We start from the raw sequence: 23,329 nt of genomic DNA on the forward strand, positions 1-23,329 counted from the left end.
TTACTTGCTTTCTTTCATGGGAACTCTTACGCCGCGTTCCCTGGCGATGTCGAGGGCGCGCTCGTAGCCGGCGTCGGCGTGCCGGATGACGCCCATGCCGGGGTCGTTCGTGAGGAGGCGTTCGAGCTTCTGGGCGGCGAGGTCGGTGCCGTCCGCGACGGAGACCTGGCCGGCGTGGATGGAGCGGCCGATGCCTACACCTCCGCCGTGGTGGATCGACACCCAGGTGGCGCCGGAGGCGGTGTTGAGCAGGGCGTTGAGCAGCGGCCAGTCGGCGATCGCGTCGGAGCCGTCCGCCATGGACTCGGTCTCCCGGTAGGGGGAGGCGACGGAGCCGGAGTCCAGGTGGTCGCGGCCGATCACGATGGGTGCCTTGACCTTGCCGTCCTTGACCAGCTGGTTGAACAGCAGCCCGGCCTTGGCGCGGTCGCCGTAGCCGAGCCAGCAGATCCGTGCCGGCAGGCCTTCGAACTCGACGCGCTCCGCGGCGGCGTCGATCCAGCGGTGCAGGTGCTTGTTCTCCGGGAACAGTTCCTTGATGGCCTCGTCCGTGACGCGGATGTCCTCGGGGTCACCGGACAGGGCAACCCAGCGGAACGGGCCGAGTCCCTCGCAGAACAGCGGGCGGATGTAGGCCGGAACGAACCCGGGGAACTCGAAGGCGCGGGTGTAGCCGCCCTTGCGGGCTTCGTCGCGGATGGAGTTGCCATAGTCGAAGACCTCGGCGCCGGCGTCCTGGAATTCCACCATCGCCTGGACGTGCCGGGCCATTGAGGCCTGGGCCTTCTTGGTGAAGCCCTCCGGATCGGCCTCGGCCTCGCGGTGCCATTCCTGCACGGAGATGCCCTCGGGAAGGTAGGACAACGGATCGTGGGCGGAAGTCTGGTCGGTGACGATGTCCACGGTGAGCTCGCCGGCGTTGTGCCGGCGCAGGATCTCCGGGAACACTTCGGCGGCGTTGCCCACGTAGCCCACGGACCAGCCGCGGCGCTCCTCCTTGGCCCTGAGCACCTTGGCGATGGCGGCGTCGAGGTCGGTTTCCACCTCGTCGAGGTAGCGCTTGCCGGCGCGGCGGCGCAGGCGGGTCTCATCGACGTCGACGATCAGGCACGCGCCCTCATTGAGAGTGACGGCCAGCGGCTGTGCGCCGCCCATGCCGCCGCAGCCGCCGGTCAGGGTCAGGGTCCCGGCAAGGGTGCCGTTCTCATCCCCGGTGAGTTTCCGGGCAACGGCCGCGAAAGTCTCGAACGTGCCCTGCAGGATGCCCTGGGTGCCGATGTAGATCCACGATCCCGCCGTCATCTGCCCGTACATCATCAGGCCCTCGGCCTCGAGCCGGCGGAATTCGGGCCAGGTGGCCCAGTCACCCACCAGGTTGGAGTTGGCCAGCAGCACGCGCGGGGCCCACTCGTTGGTGCGGAACACGCCCACGGGCTTGCCGGACTGGACCAGGAGGGTCTCGTCCTTTTCCATGGTTTCCAGGGTGCGGGTGATGGCATCGAAGGCAGCCCAGGAGCGGACGGCGCGGCCGGTGCCGCCGTAGACCACCAGGTCATCGGGGCGTTCGGCCACTTCGGGATCCAGATTGTTCATGAGCATGCGCAGCGGCGCTTCGGTTTGCCAGGACTTGGCGGTGAGCCCGGTGCCGCGGGCTGCTTTGACCGGGCGGGCACCGGTGGTGAAATCGGCGGGTGCCATGGTGGCTCCTTTCGTCTCGTGTCTGTGGTGTGGAAGAAGTTCTGTATCAACTAAAGCCCGTTGCGGAACGGCTTTATAGGGGTTTCGGTAGGGCCATGTCCGGCATTCCAGACCCGTGCCCCCACCGCTCAACTAAGTAGCGCTAAGTGTCGTTTTGGCAGCTCAAAACGACACTTAGCGCTACTTAGTTGGGTTGGGCTGGGTGGCTGGCGTGTGGCTACTTTGCGGGGCGGCCGTGGATCCGGACCGAGAGTTCGTCGGCGACCTTCTGGACGCGCCCGGCCAGCACCGGCCACTGCTCCGCCGGCACTTTGTCCTCGAGGAACGTCACGGCGACTGCCGCCGTCGGCCATCCCAGGTGGTCCGTGACCGCGGCTGCGATGGAGCCGAAGCCGGGCGTGACCTCGCCGTGTTCGGTGGCGTAGCCGCGCTGCCTGACCTGGTCCAGGTGGGAAGACAGTGCCGAGTACTTCATGATGGCGCCTTCCACCTCATGCCTGGCAGTAAAAGCGGCGGCATTGGGGTAGAGCGCACGCACCTGGGACTTGGGCAGCGCCGCAAGGATGGCACGCCCGCTGGCGGTGAGGTGGCTGGGAAGCCGGACGCCGACGTCGGTCACCAGGGAGGGGCGGTTCTTGGCCCTCTCCTCCACGATATACAGCACATCCCGGCCGTGGAGCACGGCCAGGTGGGAACTCTCGCCGACCGCATCCACCAGGGAGGCAAGCAGCGGACGGCCCAGCCTCGACAAGGGCTCCTGCCTCGAGTAAGCGGAGCTGAGCTCAAAGGCGCTGATGCCCAGCCCGTAGCGTTGCTCCTCATGCAGGTGGAGCACAAACCCGTTCGCCTCCATCACTCCCAGCAGGTGGTAAACACTGGAGCGCGGCAGGCCCAGTGATGAAGCGATTTGCGACGCCGCCATCGGCCCCCGCCGTGAAGCCAGCAGTTTGAGGATGCGTAGCGTGTTCTCTGCGGCGGGGACCTTGGACGTCACCTTTGAGGCCGCCTTTGGCGCTGCTTTCACGTCGCCGCCGGCCTCCCGCCCTGCTTCCGTAGCCAACAACGGATCCTCCTCATTACTTGCTGGAACATCCCGGCGTTATCCGGGATCCCGTACTCAAGCTTGCGCCCTCCTGGTCAATGGCAGTGACACCCCGATACTTCTCCTGTCCGGGATGACAGACAAGGCCATCGAGCCCTGCCGAAGAGACCGGCGGGCGGGAGCCCCTGGATGAAGCCTCTCCGCCGCCGGTGGTTGCCGCGCCCTACAAGGAACCGCGTTCAGCTCCGAACAACCACCGACGCTCTCTCACTTAATGTCGGTTATGAACCAACGCTCGCTCACTCGCTTGGGGAAAGTGAGAGAGCGTCGGCCCAGATGGCGCATCAAGTGAGAGAGCGTCGGCGTTGCGCTGGGGGATGCGGTCAGGCAGCCACGGCAGCAGCGGCCGCGCGCACGGCCTCGGACAGCGACGTTGCCGGGCGGCCGATCAGCCTGCGCAGGTCCCCGGTGCTGACAAGGAGGTCGCCGCGGGCAATGCCGAGATCGGAATCCGCCAGTATTTCCGCGAATGCGTCCGGCACTCCGAACCCGGCCAGCATTCCGGCGTATTCCGGCGCAGGAAGGTCCTGGTAGGTGATGGCCTTGCCGGTGGCAGCGGTGATTTCGGCTGCAAGGTCCGCCATGCTGAAGGCGTTGTCACCGCCCAGTTCATAGACCTTGCCTGCCTGCTCTTCAGCGACGAGCACAGCAGCAGCGGCATGGGCATAGTCAGCACGGGACGCTGCGCTGACCCTGCCGTCTCCGGCGCTGCCGGCCAGGCCACCCTGTGCCAGCGTGCCGGGCAGCTGGTCCGTGTAGTTCTCCAGGTACCAGCCGTTACGCAGGAGGACGAAAGGAACACCGGACTCCCGCAGGATGGCTTCAGTGGCCCGGTGCTCAGCCGCCAGCAGCATGGCGGTGGTGTCGGCATTGGCGATGCTGGTGTAGGCCAGCAGCTCAACGCCCTCAGCCTTTGCCGCCTCGATGACTGTGCGGTGCTGCTCCACCCGCTGGCCGACCTCACTGCCGGAGATGAGGAGTACCTTCCGGGCGCCTTTCAGTGCCGCCGCCACTGACTGGGCATCTGCGTAGTCCATGGCTTTGACCCGAACGCCCCTCCCGGCGAAGCCGGCCAGCTTTTCCACGGAGCGGCCCGCAGCCACGATGTCCTCCGCGTGAACGTTGCGCTCCAGCAGGGCTTCGACGGCGTGGCGGCCCAGCTGGCCCGTTGCTCCGGTGATGACGATGCTCATGAAAATTCCTTCCGATGGGGTGTCTGTCATGGGTCACAACCGCACCCATACGGGAATACTTCCCGAAAGAGAGTACGCACTTTGAGGTAAGGTACTGACATGAAAGTTAGTACCGCCCAGACCGCTGTGCAGGCGGCGCCCCTTCCCGTGGCCCTTGCCGACGGCGTATTCCCGGCGGGGTGCCCCAGCAGGACAGTGCTGGACCACATCACCAGCAAGTGGGGCGTCCTTATCCTGCTCGCCCTGTCCGAGGGTGAGCAGCGGTGGAGCGACCTGCGGCGCCGGGCCGAGGGAATCAGCGAGAAGATGCTGGCCCAGACGCTCAAGACGCTGGAGCGGGACGGCCTGGTCCGCCGGGAGGCGCAGCCGGTCATTCCGCCGCGGGTGGACTACAGCCTCACCGAACGCGGCTACGAATTGAGTGCCCTGCTGGTTCCGCTGGTGGCCTGGGCCTTCGAGAACGCCGACGACATTGTCAACGGCCAACCCTGAAAAAGGGATCCGCAAGCAAGTGTCTGTGCCGTCACGAAATGAGTACTTGTTACTGGTGTGACTGATGTGAATAGCGCCTAGCCTTGGCGTAAGGTGCTCAGCCGGAATGGGAGGGCCGCCCTCTGCTGGGAGCGTTCCGGCAACCTGCACCGCGGGTTAGCGGCCTGTGCCGCTTTCGAGGAGTGGTACGCATGGTCAAAGCCGTCATCCAGGACCCGTCCAGCCTGGGCCGGCCTGTGAGCCTGAGCAAAGTACTGGTGCAGGCATGGAACCGCGTCACAAGGTCCTTCGCCCCACGGTCCCCCTACAAAATCGGTGATGCCGTCGTGGCGGATGACCCCTTCAAAGGGCGCCGCGAGGGATTGGTGGTGTTCCTGCAGGGCACGTCCGTGGGTGTGGACACCGTCCACGGCGTGTTCTTCTACGACCACCGGCAGCTCAAAAAGCTGGACTAGCCCCTTGGGACCGGTCCAGCTTTTTGGGTGCCGCCCGCAACCTGCTAGCGCGCCGACCAGCCGCCGTCCATGGTGTAGCTGGCGCCGGTCACCATGCCGGCGTGGTCGGACGCCAGCCAGGCAACCAGGGAGGCCACTTCCTCCGGCTCCACGAGGCGCTTGATGGCGGACTCGGTCAGCATGATCTTCGCCAGCACCTCGGCTTCGGGGATGCCGTGGACCTTGGCCTGGTCTGCTATCTGCGACTCCACCAGCGGGGTGCGCACGTAGCCCGGGTTGATGCAGTTGGAGGTGACGCCGTGGGCCCCGCCCTCAAGCGCCGTCACCTTGCTGAGCCCTTCCAGCCCGTGCTTGGCGGAAACGTACGCGCTCTTGAACGGAGACGCCCTGATTCCATGCACCGAAGAAAGGTTGATGATCCGGCCGAAATTGTTGGCATACATGTGCGGCAGCGCCGCCCGGATCAGCAGGAAGGGTGCCTCGAGCATGAGGGTGACAATACGGCGGAAATCGGCCGGCTCGAACTCTTCAATGGGGCTGATGCGCTGGATTCCTGCATTGTTCACCAGGATGTCGCAGTCCAGGCTGAGGGCCGAAAGGGCATCCACGTCCAGCAGGTCGACGGCCCAGGAGGTGCCCCCCACCTCGTCCGCGAGCGCTGCCGCGGCTTCCTCGTCAACGTCCGCGATCGTTACCTTGGCCCCCCGTGCGGCGAGAGCGCGCACACTGGCAGCGCCGATCCCGCCTGCTCCTCCGGTGACCAGTGCCTTGCGGCCGTTCAGCGTGTCTTCCATTAACCCAGCCTTCCAGTTCAAAGATTGTCAACGAACCGGCCTGCTCCGGTATGACTGGAGCAGGCCGAACCCAAGCAGCTCAGCGTGTGGTGGCTGCTACCGCCAGGCCTTCGCGTTCGGCGTCGGCCCTGTCCACGTCCTCAAGGGCTATGCCCTTGGTTTCCTTGAGGCTCAACACGGCCGCGGTGGTAACGGCGCAGGCCACCACCAGGTAGAGGGCGGTGGGAACCCATGAGCCCGTGTCCTTGAGCCACTGGGTTGCCAGGAGCGGCGCCAGCGAGCCGGCGACGATCGAGGTGACCTGTGAGCCCAGCGACACCCCTGCATAGCGCATCCGGGTGGGAAAGAGCTCGGCCATGATGGCCGGCTGCCCGGCATACATGAACGCGTGCAGGCACAGGCCGATGGTCACGGCGAGGACAATGATGACCGCATTCTTCGTGTCGAACATGGGGAAGGCGAAGAAGGGCCAGGTGGCACCTGCGATGGCGCCGGTGAGGTAGACCGGCTTCCTGCCCCAGCTGTCCACAAGCCGCCCCACCTGAGGGATCACCAGGAAGTGGATGACGTGGGCAATCAGCAGGGCGAACAGGAGCGAGGAAGTGTCGTACTTGTGGACGCTCTTGAGGTAGACGATCGCGAAGCTGACCACCAGGTAGTACATGATGTTCTCCGCGAAGCGCAGCCCCATGGCCTGCAGGATGCCCTTCGGGTACTTGCGGACCACCTCAAAGACGCCGTAGCTGACGGCCTGCTCCTGCTCCACCAGTTCCTTGGCCTTCAGGAAGATGGGCGCCTCGGTGACGTGGGTGCGGATGTAGTAGCCGACGAAGACGATCACGGCTGAGAGCCAGAAGGCCACCCGCCAGCCCCAGCCCAGGAATGCCTCCTGGCTGAGGGTGGAGGACATGATGTACAGCACCAGGGTTGCCAGCAGGTTGCCCACCGGAACGGCGGACTGGGGCCAGCTGGACCAGAAACCCCGGGACTCGTTGGGGCTGTGCTCTGCGACGAGAAGCACGGCGCCACCCCATTCGCCGCCCAGCGCGAAGCCCTGGATAAAGCGGAGGAACACCAGCAGCGCCGGTGCGAGGTACCCGATCTCGGCGAAGCCCGGGAGGCAGCCCATCAGGAAGGTGGACACACCGATGATCACGATGGTGAGCTGCAGGGTGGGCTTGCGGCCCAGCTTGTCGCCGATCTGGCCAAAGACGATGCCGCCGAGCGGCCGTGCGACGAAGCCCACGGCGTACGTGATGAAGGCCTGGATGATGCCGTCCAGCTCGTTGCCGGTTGCAGGGAAGAAGTACTTGCCAAAGACAAGGGTTGCTGCGGTTGCGTAGAGGAAGAACTCATACCATTCCACGACGGTGCCCACCATGGAGGCTGCGACGATCTTCTTGAGGCCGGCGCCCTTTGGGGCGGACTCGGCCGTTGATGCAGAGCGTTGTCCTACGCTCATATGGTTTCTCCTTAGTGTCCGCGTCGACACGCGCCGTGATCCACAGCACTCGATGGGCTCAGATGAGTATTGCCGCAGAAAGTCTGCGATTCAATGGCCAAACGGGCACCCTTTGTGTGCAGAATTGCAGATATGGAAATCAACCCGGACGACCTGCTGGTCCTGCTGGCCGTCTCACGGTCAGCAAAATTCACGACGGCGGCACAATCCTTGGGATTGAACCACACCACGGTGTCCCGCCGGATAGCCGCGTTGGAGAAGGCGCTGGGCGGAAGGGTGCTGGCACGGGCGGCGGGGGGCTGGGAACTGACCGACCTGGGCACCCAGGCGGTACGGGTAGCCGAACAGGTGGAGGCGGCGGTGGGCTCGCTGGGACCTGCCGGCAAGGAACCTGACCCGATTACCGGCGTGGTACGCATGACCGCGACGGACGGGTTCAGCGCCTACATCGCGGCTCCTGCCGTGGCACGGCTGCGGCGGAACCACCCGGGGCTGTGCGTGGAGGTGGTCACCATGACCAGGCGGGCTCTGCAGCAGCGCTCGGGGCTGGACATTGAAGTGGTGGTGGGCGAACCGCAGGTGCACAGGGCCGAAGCGGTGCGGCTGGGCGACTACATGCTGGGGATGTACGCTTCGCGGGCGTACCTGGCCGAGCACGGAACCCCGGCCAGCGTGGCCGAACTCAACGAGCACCCGCTGGTCTATTTCGTGGATTCGATGCTGCAGGTGGACGACCTGGACGCGCCGCGCCGGCTGGTGCCCGGGATGCGGGACGGCGTGACGTCCACCAACGTCTTTGTCCACGTGGAGGCGACCCGGGCCGGAGCGGGCATCGGCTTCCTGCCCTGCTTCATGGGCGACCTCCATGACGACCTGGTCCGCCTCCTGCCCACCGAAATCGCCGAACTGCTGCCCTACTGGATGGTGCTTCGGCCGGACTCGCTGCGCAGGCCTGCGGTGGCGGCAGTAGTCCAGGCGCTCCGGGAACAGGTGGCCGCGCACCGGGAGAAACTGCTAGGCCGGGGCAAACCCTCCTCCGTTGCTCCGTAGCTGCCGTTTTCAGGCGTGAAAACGGCGGCTACGGAGCAATGGACGGTGCAAGCGGGTCGTGGCGGACCGGGGCTCCGGCCGCGAAGGCCCGGACCTGCGCATCGTCCCACAGGTGCGCCGGGACAGCACCGCCCAGAAGCCGCCGGGCCAGCTTCGGATCGTCGCCGAACGGTGTATCGCTGCCGGCCATCACCATGTTGCCGTAGCGCCGGCCCTTGAGCATGGCCGGGTCGGCGATGATGACGGTGTGCTCGAAGGAGGCCGCGATGGTGGCGGCATCCTCCCGGGCGTTTTTCAGGTCCGGCGCGTCACCGGAGTTCACCACATACAGCCCGCCGGGAGCCAGGACGCGCTTAATGTGCTGTGTGAATTCCGCAGTGGTCAGGGCGCGCGGGGTCACGGCCCCGGCAAAAACGTCCCGGATGATGAAGTCGCGGGTATCCGCCGTCAAGGTTTCGGTCACTTCCCGGGCCTCCCCCACGCGAAGGCGCAGCAGCGGCGCCTTGGGCAGGTCGAACCAGCCGCGCACGTACTCCGCCAGCTTGCCGTCCAGTTCCACCACCACCTGCCGGGCGTCCGGGTAGACGGCATGGAAGTAGCGGGCCAGCGAGCAGGCACCGCCGCCCAGGTGCAGGCCGCGCAGCTTTGGGGCTTCACGATTCTGCACGCCACCGGAGGAAGCGCCCGACGGCGGCCAACGGGACTCGATGAGCGCAGCCATCCAGCGCATGTACTCAAAGTCCAGGAAGAGCGGGTCCGCCAGGTCGATGTGCGAACTCATGACGCCATTGATCTTCAGGAGCCAGCCGGTGGAGTTGTCCTGGTCTGCGATCAGCTCGCAGTCCCCGGTGTCGATGTAGTACACACCCTCCACCGGACCGTTCGGACGGGTCCCCTTCGGCATTTCCACCACGCCCGCCGCAGGACGGCTGCCGCGGCCCCCCGGCTTTCCGCGTTTCGCCATTGCCCGTGCCCCGCTTCAGTCTGCCCAACCAGTTCGAATATCCCACCCTAGTTGGTCTGCACCGCCCCTTCACCTTCGCGGATCCGGTTCACCACGGCAGTGGTAGAGCGCTCTGCCACGTAATCCAGGATGGCCACGCGGCCGCCGTACTCCTCCACGGCCGGGGTTTCGGCCAGCATCTCCGGGGTGTAGTCCCCTCCCTTGGCGTACACCTCGGGCCGCAGCTGCCGGATCAGCGGGGCCGCGGTAGGGGTATCGAAGACGGTCACGTAGTCCACGCAGCTCAAGGCCGCCACCACGGCGGCCCGGTCCGCCACCGCGTTGATGGGCCGTCCCGTGCCCTTGAGCCGCCGCACGGAGCCGTCACTGTTGAGCGCCACCACCAGGATGTCGCCCAGCTGCTTGGCCTGGTTGAGGTACCGGGTGTGGCCGCTGTGCAGTACGTCGAAGCAGCCGTTGGTCAGCACGATCCGCTGGCCCTCGGCCCGGTGCAGTTCCAGCTGCCGTTCCAGTTCATCGGCACCCAGGGCGGTGTCCGCGAACGCCTTCAGGTAGCGGCTGAGCTGTGCCGTGCTGCAGACCGACGTGCCGGGCTGGTGCACCACCACGTCCGCAGCCGACTGGGCCAGGTCCAGGCTCGCCGTCAACGGCAGGCCTGCTGAACGGGCCAGGGTCAGGGCCGCCACAAAAGTGTCGCCGGCTCCCGAGGCCTGCTTCTCAGCCGCCGGACGGGCCCACGTCCGGTGCGTGACGCCGTCGGGCCTTAAGAGGACGGTGCCGTCGCGGTCCAGCGTGACCACCACGGCCCTTGCGCCCGTGGCCTGCAGCAGCGCATCCGACTGCCTGCCCACCTCGGCCACCCTGTCCTGCCCCTCGGGCAGCCGCGCCTGCAGCATGCGCGCCGTTTCCATCGCGTTGGGCGTCACCAGGTCCGGACGGAGCGGCGCCCAGGGGCGCGGATCGTGCGAATCAACCACCAGCAGGGGGCGCCCTTCGGCATCGCCGCGCCCCCTGCCCGCCAGCGCCTCGTCCAGTCCACGGCGGACAGGGCTGGCCAGGACGCCGGTGCCGTAATCGCAGACCAACACCGAGTCCTGGTGTTCGACGGCGGCCCGCACCGAAGCGGCCAGCTCCGCCAGCGCCTCGGCGGGCACGGATTTGGCCGCGTCGTCGATCCGCAGCATCACCTGTCCGCCGCTGCTGATCCGGATCTTGGTGGTGGTGACCATGTCCGGGTGGTCCAGCAGGTAGGTGACGTCGATCCCCGCCGCCACCAGCTGGTTCCGGAGGTCCACGCCGGCGTCGTCCGTTCCAATGATGCCGGCAACGGACACCCGTGCTCCCAGCGCGGCCAGGTTCATTGCAGTGTTGGCGGCCCCGCCTGGCACTGACTGGCGGGACTGGAGGTCCACCACCGGTGCGGGTGCCTCACGGCAGAGCCGCTCGATGCTGCCGCTCCACCAGCCGTCCAGCATCACGTCACCGATCACCAGGATGGCCGGATTTTCCGCCGCCAGCCGCCCGGGCAGCCACTCGGCGAGTGCCCGCTGCTGCGAAAGGTCCCCGGCTTCCGGCAACGTGTTCACGACCGGTCCTGACGGGGGTCCGCGGCCGGCGGCGCCGCGATGTGCACCACTTTCACCCGGCTGAACTCATCCAGCAGTTCCGGGCCGTAGCCGAAACCGGCGCCGCTGATGCCCCGGGGCTGGGCCGCGCCGCCGGGGGCACCGCCGAACACCTCGTTGATCTTCACCGTGCCCACGGGAAGTGCGGCCACCGCCTGCTGGATGTGGGCGATATTGCCTGACAGGACCGTGGCGGCGAGTCCATACCTGCCGCTGCACGCGAGCCGGAGACCGTCGTCGAACGTTTCCACCACCTGCACCGGGGCAACCGGCCCGAACGTTTCTTCCCTCATGACCTCCATCGCTTCGGTGCATCCGGTCAGCACCGTGGCTGGGTAGAAAGAGCCCGGACCGTCGGGAAGGACGCCGCCCTCCACGGCATGGGCGCCCTGCTGCAGCGCGTCGGCCACGTGGGCGTGGACCGTGTCCCGCATCCGCCCGTCCACCAGCGGGGCCACCGTGCCGTTGCCGTTGCGGAGTGCTGCTTCCGCTTCCAGTGCGGCGCAGAACTGCCTCGCGATGGCCTCGTGGACGTAGATCCGTTCAACCGCCACGCAGATCTGGCCGCTGTTGCTGAAGGCGCCGATTGCCGCCTGCTCTGCCGCCCAGACGGGATCGACGTCGCGGTCCACCAGCAGGGGATCGTTCCCCCCGTTTTCCCGGATGACATGCGCGCCGGCCGTGGCAATGCGGGCACCGGCAGCGCTGGAGCCCACGTGCGCGATGACGTCCACTTCAGCCTGTGCCAGTAGCGCGCCAACGCCGGCTCCACCGGAAATTGTCCGGAAGACACCCGGCGGGAATGCCGGTGCCAGGACCTCCCCGAGGGCTTCGCCGAGCCGCGGGCAGCGTTCGCTGGGTTTGTGGATCACCGTGTTGCCGGTGACCAGCGCGGCGCCGATCAGTCCGCACGCCACCGCCACGGGATCATTCCACGGTGTAAGGAGCGCTGCCACTCCCCGCGGCTCCGCCACCGTGTAATCCGAGGCCAGCGCGTTGCCACGGAGGCTGAGGCCGCGGTGGACCGGGCCGAGTTCTGCATACTGCTCCAGGGTGGAAACTCCGGCAGCAATCCCCGCCAGCGACTCATCCACCGGCCGGCCCGTTTCGCTGGCATTCAATCCAGCCAGTTCCCGGGCGGCAGCGTCGAGCGCCCGGGCGGCTGCCTTGAGCGCGGACCCCCGCAGGGCCGGGGCGGTGGACGCCCAGTCCGGCGAAGCGCCGCGGGCTGCCTCCACCGTCCGGGCAACGGCGTCCGGTTTGGCCTCGGGCACGGTCCAGAGGACCTCACCGGTGCGCGGGTTGTGGATGGTGATTCCGGCGAGCCCGGCCTGTTGTTGGTCCGTTGTTGTTTCGATGGCAGTGGTAGGCATGGTGTTCCTCCCGTTGTTTCCGGTCTGGTGGTCTGGTGCCTTTAGGGCCAGGAGCCTTCTTCCTCGTGGCAGATCAGCATTTCGCGGACCTCGCAGCCGGCGGGCTGGTTCAGCGCGAACAGAATGGCCTGCGCCGTGTTGGCCGGGTCGTTGAGGCGGGAATCGTCCTGGGGCTTGTACTGCTCGGTGCGGTCATCGAAGAAGCGCGTCTTCATGCCGCCGGGGATCATGGTGGTCACGCCAATCTCTCCACCGGTCTCGGCGGCGAGCGCGTGGCTGAAGCCCACCACGCCGAACTTCGAGGCGCAGTAGGCCGTTGCGTCGGCCACCGCGCGCTTGCCCAGGGTGGAGGCAACGGTCACCACCCGGCCGTGGGTGGCCTTGAGGTAGGGCAGGGCAGCCCGGACGACGGACACCGTGCCCATCAGGTTTACGCCGATCACTTTTTCCCACTCAGTGGCGTCGACGTCGGCGAGCTTGCCGCAGCGGTCGATGCCCGCTGCGGTGACGACGGCTTCCAGACCGCCCAGTGATTCGGCGGCGTCCTTCACGGCGGCCTCCACGGCGGCGCGGTCCGAGACGTCCACTTCGAAGGCCTTCACGCCGGAGACGCTGCTGATGTCCCGGTCCAGCACCACGGGCGTGCCGCCCGCCTTGAGGACGGCGTCGACGACGGCGGCCCCCAGTCCGGAGGCACCTCCCGTTACGAGCACGCGGCCGGGGGTGTTCGGGGCGGGCACGTTCATTTCTGCAGTCATGGTGTTCCTTTCACTGGGAAATACAAAACTTTGGGGGCGGGTGGGCGGCCAGCTGGTCAGCTCACCTTGGCGAGGGCGTCGGCCAGTCCGGTGGTGGAACGGGCCGGGTGGTAGGGGACGGTAAGGCAACGCCCGCCCCATTTCTCCACGAGGCCGGCCTCCGGGAGGCGGGCGCCCTTGTAGTCGCCGCCCTTGACCCAGACGTCGGGGCGAAGGCGTTCCAGGGCCGCTTCCGGGGTGTCTTCATCGAAGATCAGCACGGCGTCCACGCATTCCATGGCCAGCAGCAGCTCTGCCCTGTCCTGCTGGCCGATGATGGGCCGCTCCGGGCCCTTGAGCCGGCGTACAGAATCATCAGAGTTGAGGCAGACGATCAGGCAGTCCCCCAGCTCGCGCGCCGCCGCAAGGGACCTGACATGGCCTGCATGCAGGAGGTCGAAGCAGCCGCCGGTAGCCACTACCTTGCCCCCGTTGTCCCGCACCACCCGGGCCAGCAGGAGCGGTTCGCTGATGCGCCGCTTGCCGCCCACGGGGATCGGGGGCCTCAACGGAGCCGCAGTCGAGGCGTCGAAACCGGCTTCGGCGTCGGAGGCGGCTCCCGCGTCGCGGCCGGAATCGGGGTCCGGCAGGGCGGACACTCCCCCGCTCGCCAGGAAGTCGGCGGCATCATGGACTGCGAGCCTGGCGGCCTCCCCGAGGTCCCTGCCCGCCAGGAGGTGCACGGCCAGGCTGGCCGCGAGCCGGTCGCCCGCACCGCAGGGATCGCCCCCTTCCACCCGGGGCGCCGGCACTGCCTCAGGAGAACTCCCGCCCTCCCGCAGCAGCACCGCGCCGTGTTCGCCCTTGGTCACCAGGACGGCGCGGCTTTGCCAGTGCTCCAGCAGGATCCTGCCGGCCTGGACAGCCGGGTCCTCCGGCTGGTGCTCTGGCGAATGCGCTTCCGACCCGTGGAGGTCCCGGCGGGGGCCGCCGGGCACCGGGGCCTGCCGGCGTTCCCCGGCCAACGCCTGGGCCGCTTTGCCGGCCTCGGCGAGGTTGGGGGTCACCACGGCGACGCCCGGCACGGGATCCGGGCCGGCGGGATGCGGGTCCCAGATAATGGGGATAGTGCCGGCCAGCCGGGCGAGGAGTTCCCGTAGCTGGGGGTTCGCCGCCAGGCCCCTGCCGTAGTCGGCCACGATAATCACGCCGGCCTTCTCGACGGCGCGGAGCATGGCCGGGCTGGCGTCCGGGACGGGGGCCTTCCCGCAGCCCTGGTCGAAACGGACCACGGGATGCGATCCCGCCCGGACCCGGGTCTTGACCGGCGAGGAGCATCCGCTGGGACCGGAAACCAGCCGCATTCCGGTGAGGTGGGATTCCAGCTGCCGGCCGGCGTCGTCATCGCCCAGGACCGTTACCAGCGTCACGGGCCAGCCGTCCTGGGCGAGCATCCGCGCCACCAGGCCGGCGCCGCCGGCACGCCGCTTCATGCCGGAAACGTCCACCACGGGAACAGGCGCATCAGGGCTGAGGCGGGTGGCGTCGCCGGACAGGTCCACGTCCAGCATGACGTCGCCCACCACGACGATCCTCATGGCCGGCCTCCCCGCAGTGACAGGCCCGCATCGGCACCGCTGCGCCGGCCCACTTCCAGGTCGAAGGCGCGGCACATCGCGTGCAGGGCGATGAGGTGCCCTTCCTGGGCGTTGGCGTTGAGGGCGTCAACCATCACGGCTTCATCGCAGGCATCCGCCAAGGGATTGGGGCCGACGCCGGTCAGCGCCCAGGTGGCGATGTTCAGCCGGGCGGCAACCTCCGCCGCGCGCAGCAGGTTGGCGCTCTTGCCGCTGGTGGACAGCAGCATGAGCACGTCGCCGGACCGGCCGTGCGCACGCACCTGCCGCGCGAAGACGTCATCGAAGCCGTAGTCGTTGGCGATCGCCGTTACTGCCGAGGATTCGGCATGCAGCGAGATCGCGGAAAACGGGACGCGTTCGCCGTCGAACCTGCCCACCAGCTCGGCAGTCAGGTGCTGTGCCTCAGCCGCTGAACCGCCGTTCCCGGCTGCGAGCAGCCGCTGCCCGCGCAGCAGGCGCTGGGCCAGCTCCGCGCCCCAGGCGGCAAGGCGGCTGGACTGGCTCCGCAGCGAATCCAGCGCCGGCATCACGTTGTCCAGGTGCGTCAAGACGATGTCCGAGCTGACCGGGTCCGCAAAGCCGGATCCGGGCAGGGCTGCGGGCAGGGGCGGCGGGGCGGCTAACATCCGCAGGTCGGTTTCACGAAGGGACCATTCTGCCGTCACAGTGCCGCTCCTTCCATCTGGGCAACGCCGGCGGGAGCCCCCGCCACTGCCAGCTGATAGGCCTTTTCGGTCTCGGCGGCCACCCGGTCCCATGAGTACCTGGTGCGGGCCCGGAGCTTGCCCGCATTTCCGAGCTCCGCCCGCAGCGTGGGGTTATCCAGCAGCATGGCAAGGGCGGACGCGATGGCCTCGGGATCCCGCGGCGGCACGTGCAGCCCGGTCCCGTGGTCCACCACGGTGTCACGGAGGCCGCCCACGGCCGCGGCGACCACCGGGACGCCGCAGGCCATGGCCTCCAGCGGAACGATGCCGAAGGGCTCATACCACGGGGCGCACACCACGGCATCGGCACTGCGGAATATCCCCGGCATGGCCCCCCGCGGCACCTGGCCCTGCAGCCTCACCTGCTCCGAGACCCCCAGTTCGGCGGCAAGGTCCATCAGGCGGCGCACTTCGGGGTCGGCATGGAGCGCCCCGGAGTCCCCGCCGCCGCCCACTATCAGGAGCTCGACGTCGTCGAACCCTGCCTCGCGCAGGTACGGCAGCGCCTTGATCACCAAATCCACGCCCTTGCGCGGCACCAGGCGCCCCACCGACAGAATGCGGTGCCGGCGTGCCCGGACATCCGCGGGTCCCTCAGCAGAGAAAAAGCCCAGGTCCACACCGCAGGGGGCAATGGAGATCTTGGCGGTGCTGATGCCCATGGCCTTGAGCTCAAACACCTCGTCCGAGCAGGTGGCAATGATCCGGTCCGCGGACCGCCCCACACCTGGTTCAAGCCAGCGGCGTTCCTGCGGGCTGGTGTCCTCTGCGCCCTGGTGCCGCCGCTTGACGGTGCCGAGGGCATGGAAGGTCTGGATGACGGGAACGCGGCACCCGTCATCCGGGCGCCTTGCTGCGTCGAGTGCGGCCAGGCCGGACATCCAGAAGTGGCCGTGCACCACATCCGGCGGCCGCTGGCTCCAGTCCCTGGCCACGCCGTCGGCCAGCTCGCCCATGAAGGGCAGCAGTTCGTCCTTGGGGACGTGTCGCGGGGGTCCCGCATCCACATGGACCACCTCAAGGCGGCGGCCCACCCGGACCCTGGCGGGAAGCTCCGTTGCATCCCTGCGCGTGTAGACGGTGACGTGGTGGCCCCGCCTGGCGAGGGCTTCGGACAGTGCCGCGACGTGCACGTTCTGTCCGCCGGCGTCCACTCCGCCCAGCGCCGCCAAGGGACTGGCGTGCTCGGAAATCATCGAGATTCTCATGGGGCCTTCCTCTCCCGCGCCGGAACAAGGATCCGCTCGTCCAGGCGTTCATTGTGGCGGTGGATGGACTGGGTGCCGAGGTCCGCCAGGACCTCATCCCAGCGGTCGTGGAACTTGCCCAGGCCGTAGCGTTCCAGTGCCGCCTCGCGGGCGGCGACGCCCCGCCGTCGTGCTTCCTCCGGATTGGCCACCAGCCGCTGCGCGCAGCGGAGCAGTTCGTCGATGTCGGCGGAGACGGCGCCGGCCTCCGGCGGCACGGCGCGGGGCGTTTCGGTAGTGGCCAGGGCAACCACCGGCATGCCCAGGTGCATGGCCTCCAGGAGGGACAATCCCAGGGAGGTCCAGCGCATCGGGTGGATGTACACCCGGCACCTGGCCAGTTCACGGTGCAGTTCCCGGGTCTTCAGGTCGCCCCGCGGGGTCAGCCGGGACTCTGCGATCCCGGTGGCGGCGGCCAGTCCGGCAGTCTTCATGCCAAAGACCTGCAGCGGCGCCACCGACGCGAAAGCGGGCAACAGGTCCGTTCCGGTAACGCGTCCGCGCCGGATGGGTTCATTCACCACCACCCCCAGTTCGGGCAGTTCCCCCGTGTAGAGCTGTCCGGGGTCCGGGATTCCGTGCTCGATCACCGTTGCAACCGCAGAGCCGTTGTCCCAGGCCAGCCTGTTGAAGTGCGTCACGTGGACCAGCGGGATGCTGCGCTGGTCCGCAAGGGGGTGGCGGGTATTGGGGAAATCGCCTTTGGGGGTGTTGTGCTCCACATACACGGCAGGCAGGTCCGCGCCCGGCCGCCGGCCCAGCAGCCGGGCAACTTCATCGATTTCATCCGGGCGTTGAAGGACGACGGCGTCAACCTCCTCCGCGTCCAGCGCCGCGAGGTCCACCTCCCGCACAGATGCCGGCCAGTCCCTGCCGGCACGGCCAAGCCCCCAGGGCCCACCCCCCGGCAGGACAGGAAGGAGGTACTCATGACGGCCGCGCACAAAGGCGTCCGTCCAGGAACCGTGGACATGCCAGAGCAGGATCTTCATCTGTTACGGGCCTTTCTACGGGTACTGACGTGGGTACTGAAAGAGCTCACTCCGCCCATCAAGCGCTCCACAGCCGCCACCACGTCTTCGGGGGAAACGGAGTCCAGGCAGGGGTGGCCCGGGACCGGGCAGACGCGGGCGCGGGTCATCCTGCAGGCTGCGTTCTGGTCCCCGAGGAGCTCCAACGGAACCCCGTACGGCGCCCAGCGGATGGCCGGCACCACCGGCGAAAAAAGGCAGGCAACGGGCGTGCCCACGGCGGCCGCGAGGTGTGCCGGACCGGTGTTGCCGGTGACCACCGCCTCCGCCCCGGCCATGACGCCCGCCAGCGTGTGCAGGTCCGTCCGGCCGCCGAGGTCCAGCGCCGAGGGCCCTGCCACCGTTGCGGTCAGCGACGTTTCCCCGGGACCGCCCGTCACCACCACGCGGTGCCCTGCGCCTTGGAGGAGTTCGACGGCGGCCGCGTGATGCAGCGGCGGCCAGGCCCTCGCGGGAACCGCTGCGCCGGGGTGGACCACCACATAAGGCTCCTCGCCCACCAGGTCCCGGACATCCGGCACGGACGCCAGGCGGAGCTTGCCGTCGTCGCTGGCCGGGAGCCTGAACCCGGCGGCCTCGGCGATGCCCAGGGCGCGTTCCGCCTCGGGCTGGTCCTCGGGGAAGTCCTCCCCCGGTTTGAGCCTGACGTCCAGGAGGGATCCCGCGTAGTCGGTGGAAGCCCCGGTGATGCGCTCAACGCCCGCCAGCCGCAGCAAAAGCGCCAGCGGCAGGGGCGACTGATGGAAGGAGGTGAGGATGACGGCTTCGGTAATCCTGGAGTTCCGGACATAGTCGATCAGCCTGTCGGCGTGCGGTCCGGTCATCTTTGGTGCCGGATTCATGATCCACGGGCTGTCCCAGCTGTAGACCTCCGCGGCTCCCGGCAGCACGCCGGCCGCCGCTTCCCCCTGCCTGCCGCACAGCAAGACGACGTGGTTGGGCCTGCTGCCGTCCGGGATCCTGCCGTTGGCCACGGCCCTGACTGCAGGACCGGCCAGCAGGACATCACCCATGCTGTCCAGGCGGGCCACCAGGACGCGCCCCATTACCGCCCCTCCTGCAGCAGGAGCACGGCGCCCGCCAGGTCCTGCGCCACCAGGCGGGCTTCAGCCACTTCCCCGGCAAGGGTCACGGGCGTAGGGACCAGCACTCCCGTGGCGCCGGCTGCCTCCGCGGCGCGGACGTCCGCGCCGATGTCACCGATCAGCGCTGCCTCAGCTTCGCGGATGCCGAGCTTCCGGCATGCGCTGTGGACCATGCCCGGCGCCGGCTTCCGGCAAGGGCAGCCATCCTGCTCGGCGTGGGGACAGACCTCCCACACGTCAAAGGGGCCCAGCAGTTCATCCACCCGTGCATTGACACTGGCAACATCGGCGGCAGTGATCATGCCCCGGGCAATGCCTGACTGGTTGCTGACCACGCCGGTGGCAATGCCCTCGGACCGCAGGGCGTCCAGCACGGCTTTGGCGCCAGGCACTGGCCGGACAAGGTCGGGGTTCCCGTTGTAGGGGACATCGACCACCAGGGTCCCGTCCCGGTCGAAAAGGACAGCCCTGAGCCTGGATGTTTCGGTGCTTCCCATGTCCTCCCTGTTCCCCGCTGCCGCTGCTCCTAAACGGGGCCGGACGGTTTTCTCACCTGTCGGCCGTTACTGGCGCCAAGCCCCTGAGCAGGCAAGATAGCGCTCGGATTGCCTGCTGCCGCTTCTCCCCCCCGTCCCGGGACGGGCTGCTCCGGTGCTCCGGCGGGAGCGGGGCAGCTACTTCTTCCTTGCCCGGGCTGTGCCCCTGCGGGCCGGGTTCCCACCCGGCGTGGCAGGATTGTCCGGCCCGTGGACGGACCGCAAGGACGCTTGGGACGCCGCTGCACTGCCTGCGCCATGGCCTCCGGTTCCGTGGACTGTGTTCCCTCGGACTGCGTCCAGTTCCCGCGTGTGCGAGCTGCCCTCAAGCCTTCGCTGGAGCTCCACCAGGACTTTGGCAAGGCGCCGTGAAACCTGCATCTGGGACATGCCCAGCCGCTTCCCCAGCTGCACCTGGGTCTCCTCGCAGAAGTAACGGCGGTAGAGGAGCTCCCGGTCCGCTGTGTCCAGGTCCTGGATCGCGTCGCGCAGGCAGGCGAGCTCCTCCAGGCGCTCGAGCGGTGTTTCGGGACATGCCAGCACTTCACCGATGGACGGCGCGTCCGAATGCGGGTTGACGGCGTCCAGGGAGTCCGGGTGCATGCTGCTGGAGGCCGAGATTGCCTCCTGCACTGCGGCGGGATCCTCATCGAGCACCCCGGCAAGCTCGGCCACGCTGGGGTTCCGTCCCAGCGACTGGGTCAGCTCCGGCTCTGCCCGGAACATCCGGGAGCGCAAGTCCTGGATGTTCCTGGGCGGCCGGACCACCCACGTGCGGTCGCGAAGGTACCGCTTGAGTTCCCCGGTGATGGTGGGGGCAGCATAGGCGGGGAAGCTCTCGCCCTTTGCCTGGTCGAAGCCACGGGCCGCCTTGACCAGGCCCAGATAGGCCACCTGGTTCAGGTCGGCCCGTTCGCGTCCGCGGGCTTCGAAGCGGGCGGCCAAGGCCTCGGCCAGGTCAAGGTAGCCGAGCACAAGATCGTTTTCGAAGGTCTGGCGCAGCCGTCCCGTTGTGGCGCGGGAAGGGCTGTTGCCCATGAGTTCGGGCTGGTGCTGGTGGGCGGCCGTAGTATCCACGGCAAGTGCGGGAAAGTACTCGGGCATTGTCGTTGGTTCCCTCGGGTCGGGGGTCCGAAAGCCTGCGGCAAGACTTAGAAGAAGGAAATCATAAGGTTGCTTATAAAACAATCCCTCGCGGTTATAGGCTCGCCCTGTAACCGGTACCGACCGTCCACGCCAAGGAGTCCCTGCCATGCACATCGCCATCACCGGAGCCAGCGGAAACGCGGGAACGGCACTGCTGCGCAAACTGCAGGCCGAGCTGGCCCAAAAACCGGGAAGCCTGCAGCTGACGGGGATCAGCAGGCGCCGTCCGGACACCAGCCGGGCACCCTATTCAGGAGTGGAGTGGCACACCCTTGACGTCGGCCTGGAAAGCGACCGGCCCCTACTGGACGCGGCGCTGGCAGGAGTGGACGCCGTAGTTCACCTGGCATGGCAGATCCAGCCCAACCGGGACCTGGAGCAGCTGTACCGGACCAACGTCACCGGCACCAGGAACGTCCTCGCAGCAGCCGGGAAGGCCGGCGTCAAACAGGTGGTCTGCGCGTCGTCCGTGGGCGCCTACAGCAAGGCTCCCAAGGATCGGAGGACGGATGAGTCGTGGCCGGTCCGGGGCATGCCGGGTTCACACTACAGCCGGCACAAGGCGGAGCAGGAAGAAGCCCTGGACGCTTTCATGTCGGCGGAGCCGGGCATCTCCGTAGCCAGGCTCCGCCCGGCCCTGATCTTCCAGCGCAACGCGGGGAGCGAGATCGGGAGATATTTCCTGGGGCCGCTCATACCAAGGCTCCTGCCGGAGAGGCTGCGACTGCCACTTCTGCCGGTCCCGGAGGACCTCATCTTCCAGGCGGTCCATGCCGACGATGTCGCTGATGCCTATTGGCGCGTTATTGAACAGCGCGCCTCCGGAGCATTCAACGTGGCAGCGGAACCCGTACTGACACCCCGGGAACTTGCCCGCATCCTCGGGGCCCGAAGGATCCTCCCCATCCCCATGGGACTGCTCCACGCAGTCGTTGGTGCGGCATGGAGGCTGCGGCTTCAGCCCACGGACTCCGGGTGGATTGAGATGGCAGCCGGAGCCCCGGTCATGGACACCGGCCGGGCACGCCGAATACTTGGCTGGGAGCCCAGGTTCTCGGCCGCCGAGGCAGTCGTCGAAGTGCTGGCGGGCATGGGAACGGGGGAAGGAGTCGCCCCCTCCCCCGTCCTGAAACCAAGGAATGTTCCTTCGCCCGCTGACTAGATGCCGGGGCGTGGATTGTCCCTGTCCCCGTGGGCACCCCCCGCAGGAGCGGGGCCCTCGTTGCGCCGGCCGTTCCGGTCAACGTCGGTGCGGTCCGCGTCGGTGCGGTCCGCGTCGGTGCCGGCTTCTTCTCGTGCAGCCGGTCCCCCGGCAGTGCCGGCCCGGCCGCCTGCGGCACCCTCACTACTGGCCCCCTCGCGGCCGGCGTGGCGGGCAGCTCCACGGTCGGTGTACTCACGGTTTGCATGACCGGCACCGTCGCGGTTGTCATGGCCGCGCCGCTCGCCACTGCCGTTGGGGTCCAAGGTGACGTCGGGGTCGAGTTCGTCGGCTTTGCGTGTCCGTTCGTTCACGTCGTCGCGGAGCGCCTTGGCCTCCGTGGCCTGCTGGTCCGCCTGCTGGCGCAACCGCGCTGCATCCACCTGCGCCTGCTCCGCATCCGCCCTGGCCCGGATCGCCTTCGCTTCCCGCTCGCGGGCATCGAGCTCCTTCGCCTCGGCCTCGCGGCGTATTTCAGCCGCCTTTTCCCGGTGCGCGTCGTCGCGCTTCTGCTGCATCGCCTTGCGGCGCCGCCCGCTTGCCAGCAACAGCAGCACGATCAGCACCACCACAACGATGGCAACCAGCACCCAAATCCATGGAGCTGTTTCCAAGCTACCCACCACTTTCCACATCGATGTACCCGGCAGGCCATCGCCTTTCCGGCTGATTCTTTTGGAACCTAATGCAACTCACTTAGCAAGGGTACTTACCTTTTATTAGTAATCATGCTTATTATTTTACGGCCAGTGTTGCTGGTTCTTGATCAACAACCGGCCTTCTTGGAAAGAGAGAGCGAAGATGACAGAGAACCAATGGCCCGCGGACCCCGACTACACGGTTCCGTCGGCCTCCACAGGAATTCCGGGTGAGCGGTCCGCCGCCACCTTCCCATCCGCCGCCACTCCCGCATATGGCCAGACCCGGGCCGGCGACACCTCCGCGGCGTCCACCAAGGAAGCGGCTAAGGAAGAAGCAGCAGATGTAGCACGCACGGCCAAGGATTCTGCCCAGGGCGTTGCCCAGACGGCGAAGGAGGAAGCCGCGCATGTGGCCTCCGAGGCGAAGTCCAGTGCGCAGGATCTTTTGCACCAGGCAAAGTCGGGCCTGACAAGCCAGGCCGGGACCCAGCAGCAGAAGGCTGCGGAGGGCATCCGCACCATCTCAAGCCAGCTGCGGAGCATGGCCGACGCACCCGACCAGCAGGGCGTCGCCAGTGACCTGGTCCGGCAGGCAGCCGAACGCACCTCTTCCATGGCGTCCTGGCTGGAGAACAGGCAGCCGGGAGACCTGCTCGGCGAAGTAGAGAGGTTCGCCCGGAACCGTCCCGGCACGTTCCTGCTGATCGCCGCCGGCGCTGGTGTCCTGGCAGGACGCCTCACCCGCGGCCTGACCGCAGGGACCGCCGAAAGCTCTTACGGGACAGGCACCACCACAGCCGGCCTTGCCGGCGGCCAGTACCCGGGCGCAGGGAACTCCGGTACCCCTTACGGGGACCAATACACCGGGTCCTATGCTCCGGCAGGCGGCACAGTGCCGCCTCCGCCGGTCCAGCTTCCGGGACCGGCCACCACCACCGCAGGGTACGACGGCGGCGCGCCCGGCAGCAGCTACGGGGAACCAACGCGTCCGGCCAGCGCACTGGACAGCCCGCAGCTGGTTGAAGAACCGTGGTCCGGAAACCGGATTGCCGACGATCCGCTTGGCAACCAAAACCTCGCCGACGATCCTATGGCAGGCGATCCCCTCACGCGGGACCGTTCCAGGGATGGTCAGTCTGGCGGGCTGTGA

22 protein-coding genes are annotated in these 23,329 nt (G+C 67.9%); 5 read left to right on the forward strand and 17 right to left on the reverse strand.

All coding sequences use genetic code 11. From position 1 onward, the window contains the following. From Q9R30_RS08360 to Q9R30_RS08370, 3 genes are all read right to left on the reverse strand, one after another. Positions 1–1,698, reverse strand: coding sequence for a urocanate hydratase (locus tag Q9R30_RS08360; protein WP_311217295.1), 1,698 nt, complete (start codon positions 1,696–1,698; stop codon positions 1–3). A 217-nt stretch (positions 1,699–1,915) separates the two neighbouring features. Next, positions 1,916–2,722, reverse strand: a complete 807-nt coding sequence (locus Q9R30_RS08365) for an IclR family transcriptional regulator (protein ID WP_311217320.1) — start codon at positions 2,720–2,722, stop codon at positions 1,916–1,918. A gap of 401 nt (positions 2,723–3,123) precedes the next feature. Beyond that, complete coding sequence (locus Q9R30_RS08370; RefSeq protein ID WP_104996620.1) at positions 3,124–3,993, reverse strand: SDR family oxidoreductase; 870 nt, start codon at positions 3,991–3,993, stop codon at positions 3,124–3,126. A gap of 99 nt (positions 3,994–4,092) precedes the next feature. Between Q9R30_RS08370 and Q9R30_RS08375 the strand changes: the two genes are divergently transcribed. After that, the gene (locus tag Q9R30_RS08375; protein ID WP_311217296.1) at positions 4,093–4,485 is read left to right on the forward strand and encodes a helix-turn-helix domain-containing protein; all 393 of its coding nucleotides are present in this window, start codon (positions 4,093–4,095) and stop codon (positions 4,483–4,485) included. A 191-nt stretch (positions 4,486–4,676) separates the two neighbouring features. Continuing rightward, positions 4,677–4,940 carry a hypothetical protein gene (locus Q9R30_RS08380; RefSeq protein ID WP_104996618.1) on the forward strand — a complete coding sequence of 88 codons (264 nt, stop codon included), beginning with the start codon at positions 4,677–4,679 and terminating at the stop codon, positions 4,938–4,940. 44 nt (positions 4,941–4,984) lie between these two features. On the opposite strand, the gene Q9R30_RS08385 is transcribed toward Q9R30_RS08380, so the two are convergent. Both Q9R30_RS08385 and Q9R30_RS08390 read right to left on the reverse strand, forming a co-directional pair. After that, positions 4,985–5,734, reverse strand: a complete 750-nt coding sequence (locus tag Q9R30_RS08385; protein WP_104996617.1) for a 3-hydroxybutyrate dehydrogenase — start codon at positions 5,732–5,734, stop codon at positions 4,985–4,987. Positions 5,735–5,813: 79 nt separating this feature from the next. Next, on the reverse strand, positions 5,814–7,196 hold the full coding sequence (locus Q9R30_RS08390) for an MFS transporter (RefSeq protein ID WP_311217297.1): 1,383 nt from the start codon (positions 7,194–7,196) through the stop codon (positions 5,814–5,816). 132 nt (positions 7,197–7,328) lie between these two features. Here Q9R30_RS08390 and Q9R30_RS08395 point away from each other — a divergent pair, with 132 nt between their 5' ends. Continuing rightward, the gene (locus tag Q9R30_RS08395) at positions 7,329–8,246 is read left to right on the forward strand and encodes a LysR family transcriptional regulator (protein ID WP_104996615.1); all 918 of its coding nucleotides are present in this window, start codon (positions 7,329–7,331) and stop codon (positions 8,244–8,246) included. Between the two features lie 28 nt (positions 8,247–8,274). Here Q9R30_RS08395 and Q9R30_RS08400 read toward each other — a convergent pair whose 3' ends face one another. The 11 genes from Q9R30_RS08400 to Q9R30_RS08450 form a co-directional block, all read right to left on the reverse strand. After that, the gene (locus tag Q9R30_RS08400; protein WP_311217298.1) at positions 8,275–9,210 is read right to left on the reverse strand and encodes a fused MFS/spermidine synthase; all 936 of its coding nucleotides are present in this window, start codon (positions 9,208–9,210) and stop codon (positions 8,275–8,277) included. A 47-nt stretch (positions 9,211–9,257) separates the two neighbouring features. Next, on the reverse strand, positions 9,258–10,796 hold the full coding sequence (gene rfaE2 / locus Q9R30_RS08405) for a D-glycero-beta-D-manno-heptose 1-phosphate adenylyltransferase (protein ID WP_311217299.1): 1,539 nt from the start codon (positions 10,794–10,796) through the stop codon (positions 9,258–9,260). Then, on the reverse strand, positions 10,793–12,208 hold the full coding sequence (locus Q9R30_RS08410) for an aldehyde dehydrogenase family protein (RefSeq protein ID WP_311217300.1): 1,416 nt from the start codon (positions 12,206–12,208) through the stop codon (positions 10,793–10,795). Before Q9R30_RS08410 ends, rfaE2 begins: the two co-directional genes overlap by 4 nt. Before the next feature lie 41 nt (positions 12,209–12,249). Beyond that, complete coding sequence (locus Q9R30_RS08415; protein ID WP_104996611.1) at positions 12,250–12,966, reverse strand: SDR family oxidoreductase; 717 nt, start codon at positions 12,964–12,966, stop codon at positions 12,250–12,252. Positions 12,967–13,022: 56 nt separating this feature from the next. Then, the gene (locus Q9R30_RS08420) at positions 13,023–14,543 is read right to left on the reverse strand and encodes a PfkB family carbohydrate kinase (RefSeq protein ID WP_311217301.1); all 1,521 of its coding nucleotides are present in this window, start codon (positions 14,541–14,543) and stop codon (positions 13,023–13,025) included. Then, positions 14,540–15,250, reverse strand: coding sequence for an SIS domain-containing protein (locus Q9R30_RS08425; protein WP_311217302.1), 711 nt, complete (start codon positions 15,248–15,250; stop codon positions 14,540–14,542). The genes Q9R30_RS08420 and Q9R30_RS08425 overlap by 4 nt, the downstream gene beginning before the upstream one ends. Continuing rightward, the gene (locus Q9R30_RS08430; protein WP_311217303.1) at positions 15,247–16,500 is read right to left on the reverse strand and encodes a glycosyltransferase; all 1,254 of its coding nucleotides are present in this window, start codon (positions 16,498–16,500) and stop codon (positions 15,247–15,249) included. The genes Q9R30_RS08425 and Q9R30_RS08430 overlap by 4 nt, the downstream gene beginning before the upstream one ends. Continuing rightward, positions 16,497–17,531 carry a glycosyltransferase gene (locus Q9R30_RS08435; protein ID WP_311217304.1) on the reverse strand — a complete coding sequence of 345 codons (1,035 nt, stop codon included), beginning with the start codon at positions 17,529–17,531 and terminating at the stop codon, positions 16,497–16,499. Before Q9R30_RS08435 ends, Q9R30_RS08430 begins: the two co-directional genes overlap by 4 nt. After that, positions 17,528–18,616, reverse strand: a complete 1,089-nt coding sequence (locus Q9R30_RS08440; RefSeq protein ID WP_311217305.1) for a glycosyltransferase family 9 protein — start codon at positions 18,614–18,616, stop codon at positions 17,528–17,530. The genes Q9R30_RS08435 and Q9R30_RS08440 overlap by 4 nt, the downstream gene beginning before the upstream one ends. Continuing rightward, positions 18,616–19,152: an HAD-IIIA family hydrolase gene (locus Q9R30_RS08445; RefSeq protein WP_104996605.1), complete on the reverse strand. Its 537-nt coding sequence runs from the start codon at positions 19,150–19,152 to the stop codon at positions 18,616–18,618. The genes Q9R30_RS08440 and Q9R30_RS08445 overlap by 1 nt, the downstream gene beginning before the upstream one ends. A 177-nt stretch (positions 19,153–19,329) precedes the next feature. Beyond that, positions 19,330–20,295: a sigma-70 family RNA polymerase sigma factor gene (locus Q9R30_RS08450; protein WP_311217306.1), complete on the reverse strand. Its 966-nt coding sequence runs from the start codon at positions 20,293–20,295 to the stop codon at positions 19,330–19,332. Between the two features lie 148 nt (positions 20,296–20,443). Between Q9R30_RS08450 and Q9R30_RS08455 the strand changes: the two genes are divergently transcribed. Then, positions 20,444–21,499: an NAD-dependent epimerase/dehydratase family protein gene (locus tag Q9R30_RS08455; protein ID WP_311217307.1), complete on the forward strand. Its 1,056-nt coding sequence runs from the start codon at positions 20,444–20,446 to the stop codon at positions 21,497–21,499. Here the strand turns inward: Q9R30_RS08455 and Q9R30_RS08460 are convergent. Then, the gene (locus Q9R30_RS08460; protein WP_311217308.1) at positions 21,496–22,152 is read right to left on the reverse strand and encodes a hypothetical protein; all 657 of its coding nucleotides are present in this window, start codon (positions 22,150–22,152) and stop codon (positions 21,496–21,498) included. The genes Q9R30_RS08455 and Q9R30_RS08460 overlap by 4 nt on opposite strands. Positions 22,153–22,339: 187 nt before the next feature. On the opposite strand from Q9R30_RS08460, the gene Q9R30_RS08465 reads away from it, so the two are divergent. Continuing rightward, a complete protein-coding gene (locus Q9R30_RS08465; RefSeq protein ID WP_311217309.1) occupies positions 22,340–23,329 on the forward strand; it encodes a hypothetical protein in 990 nt (329 codons plus the stop codon).

The sequence above is a fragment of the Arthrobacter sp. AB6 genome, assembly GCF_031844545.1.
Classification (GTDB): Bacteria; Actinomycetota; Actinomycetes; order Actinomycetales; family Micrococcaceae; genus Arthrobacter.